The organism is Weissella sp. DD23, from assembly GCF_001579105.1.
GTDB classification, from domain to species: domain Bacteria; phylum Bacillota; class Bacilli; order Lactobacillales; family Lactobacillaceae; genus Weissella; species Weissella cibaria.
The window spans coordinates 237,630-242,731 of sequence record NZ_KQ970391.1 but is presented as its reverse complement, the minus strand read 5'-3'; the positions used below and the strand labels follow the sequence as shown (position 1 = coordinate 242,731).

5 protein-coding genes are annotated in these 5,102 nt (G+C 45.2%); all 5 read right to left on the bottom strand.

Annotated elements, in window-relative coordinates; all coding sequences use genetic code 11:
- Nucleotides 1-567 (bottom strand): nucleoside hydrolase (locus WEIDD23_RS14440; protein WP_242865417.1); only part of this gene is annotated, 567 nt, incomplete at its 3' end.
- Between the two features lie 15 nt (nt 568-582).
- Entirely contained in the window at nt 583-1,635 is a 1,053-nt protein-coding gene (locus WEIDD23_RS03760) for an oxidoreductase (protein WP_010375069.1), read from the bottom strand.
- Nucleotides 1,636-1,797: 162 nt separating this feature from the next.
- On the bottom strand, nt 1,798-3,423 hold the full coding sequence (locus WEIDD23_RS03755; RefSeq protein ID WP_010375070.1) for a peptide ABC transporter substrate-binding protein: 1,626 nt from the start codon (nt 3,421-3,423) through the stop codon (nt 1,798-1,800).
- Nucleotides 3,424-3,668: 245 nt separating this feature from the next.
- Nucleotides 3,669-4,445 (bottom strand): TIGR01457 family HAD-type hydrolase, encoded by a 777-nt coding sequence (locus WEIDD23_RS03750; RefSeq protein WP_010375071.1) that lies wholly within the window; start codon nt 4,443-4,445, stop codon nt 3,669-3,671.
- A gap of 9 nt (nt 4,446-4,454) precedes the next feature.
- Nucleotides 4,455-5,102: YutD family protein (locus WEIDD23_RS03745; RefSeq protein ID WP_010375072.1), on the bottom strand; the 648-nt coding region annotated here is incomplete at its 5' end.

Sequence of the window (5,102 nt, the reverse complement as noted above, 5' to 3'; positions counted from 1 at the left end):
ACGGGTAATCATCACAACTGGGACGCCGCTATTTACTACGATTTTTGCGGCTTCCGGATCAATTGAAAAATTGTACTCCACACCTGGGTAACGATTACCTGTGTTAATTGCCCCGCCCATCAACACGATTTTTTCAATCTTGTCGTGTAATTCTGGGTGTGCTGCCAGCAATAACGCCACATTCGTTACCGGACCACTAATCGCAATCACCATTGGTGCATCAGCTTCACGCAACGTCTTGGCCATCAATTCAATTCCTGACAATTCTGATGGCGCAAACCCTGGTTCTGGGAAGTCTGCCCCGTCCAGACCTGTAAACTCACGCCAGTTATCAGCCAAGCCAAACGGTTCAACCAATGGCTTAGCCGCGCCATGTGCGACCGGAATATCCGTGCGTCCCAATAGCGTCAACGCCTTCATCGCATTGCGTTGCACATTTTCAACTGTCTGATAAGCAACCGTCGTTGAAATTGCTTTGATGTTTACCTTATCCGTGTTCGCCAACGCCAACATCAACCCAAAGAAATCTTCATGGCCTGGGTCGCAGTCCAAAATAATATCTGTCATATCGTCATCCCCAAATTAGTTAAAGTATTGCATGTGTGGCCCTTCAGCCTTGAAGCCAGCGTCCAAAATTTCCAACTGTGTCAAGATTTGCTCGTCCGTTACTTCCTTCTCAGCCCCATGCAAAATGACGTCGACACAGTTTTGGTACATCAAGCCGTAGTTACCACGTGGCGTCTCCATCTTGTGTTCAACTGGATCACCATACGCATTGATATACGTTAACTTACCGTAGTTATCTGGATTATCGGCCCCAAAATTAGGCTCTGATGGTGAAATACCAGCCAAGATATCATTTTCTTGTGCATCCATACCATACTTAATGAATGAGCCATTCGTACCATGCAAAATGTACTTTGGATATTGGTCAGCCACCAAGAAACTCGTCTTAATCTTGGCGCGCAACTTGCCGTAGTGCAATGTCACATCAAAGTTATCGTCAACCCCTTCTGGATTCGTGACTGACTTGATGTCGTACGCCACAGCTTCTGGCTTACCCCAGAGCTTAATGATTTGGTCCAACGGGTGCACACCATAACCGTAGAAGGCACCGTCAATTTGCGTGCCTGGGTTTGAAGCTGCCCCCGGACGGAAGTAATCAAAGTGTGACTCGAATTCGATTGGTTCCCCAATAAAGCCGTGATCCAACACATATTGCAGCTCCATGAATTCACCATCGAAGCGACGATTTTGGAATGGTGTAATCAACAAGCCCTTCTCGTTTGCCAATTCAATCAATGCCTTCCCCTCGGCCACTGACGTCACGAATGGCTTTTCAACTATCACGTTCTTACCCGCTTCCAACAAACGCTTAGCAAGCTCAAAGTGAGATGGCGCCGGCGTGATAACTGACACAAATTGAATTTCCGGGTCATTCACAACCGCATCCAAATCATCCGTAAATTGAATGCCACGCGCAACCAACGCGTCCTGATCTGCCGGGCGCTTGTTCAATGATGGCGTGTAAATCGTCTTAATTTCCACATTTTCATTTTCTAACAAATATGGTAAGTGATAACGATTTGCACTGTTTCCGAAGCCTACCAAGGCCATTACTAATTTATCTGACATGTTTATTACTCCCCGAATCAATGAATTTGTTCATTTATTAACAAGGTTAATTGTAAGCGGTTGCAGTAGGATAAGCAATCAAATTCACAGAATGTTCAAAAAAAACGGCCAACTCACATCGCTGTGGACTAGCCGTTTCAAAATACTTTTTAACTCATCAGCCTACTTCTTGTAAGCCCACTTCCAGTCGAATGGTGCACCAGTTGGGTTTGAGACAACACCCTTAACTGATTGACGGTACAACGTTGCGTATGATTGGTAGTAAAGTGGTGCCACACCGACTTCCTTTTCAATCGTTTGTTCAGCCGTCTTGTAGTCGTCGTAACGCTTGTTCTCATCGTTTACATCAGTCGTCTTAGCGGCCTTTTCAGCTGCATCGTAGTCAGCGTTTGACCAGCTACCGTTGTTGAATGATGAATCAGACGTGTACAAGTCCAAGAATGTTGATGGATCACCGTAGTCAGCTCCCCATGCTGAGATTACAAGCTCAAACTTCTTATCTTGTGAGAAGGCCAAACGTTGCTTAAATGGCACTTGCTTGATATCAACGTTCAATCCTGACAAGTTCTCCAACTGTGATTGCAGGAATTGCGCCGTGTTCTTAGCCTTATCCGTATCGTCAGTCAACAATTGCAAGCTAAGCTTCTTCTTGCCAACTTCCTTCAATCCTTCAGCAAACAACTTCTTAGCCTTTGACTTGTTGTAGCTAATGGCACCCTTCACAGCAGCTGACTCCGCAAAGTCCTTACCTGTGTTTGGATCCTTAGCCAAGTTCTTGGCCGTCAACGTCGTGGCTGGAGTTGCGTTACCCTTCAACACCTTGTTAGACAAAGTCTTACGGTCAATTGCGTATGACAAAGCTTGACGAATCTTAACGTTCTTAAGGGCTGGTACCTTCTTCTCATTAAACTCCAAGTAGAACGTTGAAGCCATTGGAATAACCTTGTAGTCCTTACGCTTTTGTGAGGCACGCACTTGGTCTGATGACAAGTAAGCCAAATCAAGCTTGTTCCCCTTGTACAAGTTGTAACCCGTATTTTGGTCCTTGATGGTTTGAATCTCAACCTTTGGCGTCTTCACTGCGTCAGCATCCCAGTAGTTCTTGTTCTTAACCAATGAGTACTTGTTGTTTGAGCCAGTCCAACCCTTCAATACAAACGGACCTGAAGCCAACGTGTACTTGGCTGCCGTTCCATACTTGCTACCAACCTTATCCACGAAAGCCTTGCTTTGTGGGTAGAATGGCGCCATCGTCAAAACTGACTCAAGTTGTGGCATTGGCTTTTCAAGGGTCACTTCAAGCGTTTGATCATCAAGCGCTTTTACACCCAAGTCGTCCAAGTTCTTATCCTTACCTGATTGGATTGCATCCGCATTCTTAATACCTGAGAACAAGTAGGCATATTGTGATGCCGTCTTAGGATCATTCGTACGTTGCCAACCATAGACGAAATCTTGCGCCGTAATTGGATCGCCGTTCGCCCACTTCAAGCCTGAACGCAACTTAAACGTGTACGTCAACCCATCATCAGACTTTTGCACAGACTCAGCCAAGGCCAATTCAGGCTTGTTATCCTTGCCGTTACGGTACAAACCATCACCAGTGGCTTGCAACGCATCGAAGTCAACCGATGCTGTTGCCTTTGATGGATCAGCGGTTCCCAAGTCAGCCGTTTCCATCCAGTTAATCGTCTTATACGTTGCTGCTCCTGCAGACAATGATGCCAAGGCTGATCCCAAAATCAATGCCGTTGACAACAAAGCTGAAGTCTTCACTACCTTATTCATAATTCGTTCCCCGTTTCACTTGCACTTATATTATGTTCATTAGAATACTATGAGAAATAGTAAGTGTCAACAACGTTATTCTTTAATTTCTCATTTTATCCAATCTAAACCCCATAAAACGCCCGTATAAAGGCTTTTATCAAAATGAGAAACCTTTTAATTTGTCAGAAAACCTGACATTGGAAGTCTGAATTACGCAAAAAAAGTACGGCTGTGCAATCGCATCAGCCGTACTTTTTAATCTATTATTTGATTTCCCAATCGTCCAATGAATCGACTTCATGGGTTGGCTGTTTGTCAGCCGCGGCAACTTGCTCTTTCGTTGAAACACCTGTATAGACCAGCAATGTATCAATGTCAGCATTAATTCCCGCCAAGATATCCGTATTGTAATTGTCACCAACCATAACCACTTGGTCAGCTGTCAAACCAGTTCGACGCAATGCGCCAGCCATGATAATGGTTTCTGGCTTACCAATGACAACCGGCTTTTGTTGTACCGCTGTTTGCAAAGCAGCCACCAACGTACCGGCACCAGGTAACATCCCCCGTTCATTGGGCAAGTTTGTATCAACGTTGGTTGCAACGAACTTCGCACCATGCTGAATAGCAAGGGTGGCTTGTACTAACTTCTCATAGTTAATATCACGATCCAAACCAATAGCAACCGCATCAGCTGGTCCTTCGCTCACTAACTCAAAGCCCTTTGCTTCCAAAGCCACCTGCAAGCCGATTTCACCGATCATCAAGACACGCTTAACGTCTCCTAACTCAGCCAAATAATCGGCCAAAGCCATTGCACTCGTGTAGACTTGCTCTGCCGTCGTGGGAATATCGTGATTATCCGTTAAATTGGCAGCCACTTCATCAGGTGTCTTCGTTGAATTGTTCGTCACAAACAGATATTGCGATGACGATTCAGCCAAGCGTTCAATGAACCGTTTCCCAGCTGGAAAGCGCTTCGTCCCTTGGTAAATCGTCCCGTCCAAGTCAATAAAATATCCATCGTAGTGTTGTGCCATGTTAACTGATTATCCCTTCGTTTCTGTGGTTTGTCGTTCGCGAATCTGGAAACGCCGGCGCTTTTTATGTCCCTTCGTTTCAACAGTATTCGCCCGTTCCTTCACATGCTTGGCCTTATTACCAGCCGGCTTCGTCTTCTCAGCCACTGCCGGTCCCTTTGGCTTACTCTTGTGATGCTGGTTATTACCGCCATCTTTGTTATTTGAATGGTTCGTATTGGTATTTGAACGGCGTTGACGACGACGCTTACGATGAACCGGTTGTTGTTCATCTTCGCCTTCATCAACATCATGTGGTTCAAGGTTTTCCAACACAAAATATGGTGCCCCAAAATTAACTTCTTCATATAAGTAGTCTTGTAGGGCAGAAATTTGTTGGCTACGGGCGACACCAGTAGCGCCATCCTTATAAAAGCCATGTAGCCGCAATTGATCAGCTGCAATGTCACCAACTAGAAAATCATATTTTTCGAGGAAGTCACTAAATCGGGCCGCCATTTTTTGTTGATCATAAGCTTCCCGGTAGTTATGGACTAACCGGTAACTCCGTTCATTGATAAAAATGACATCAGATGTTTCACCAGTTGTGATAGTTGTTGCTTCTTGGCGCTTAATAAATTGCTCCTCAGCAAGTTCTTTCATCCGTTCGCGATCCAT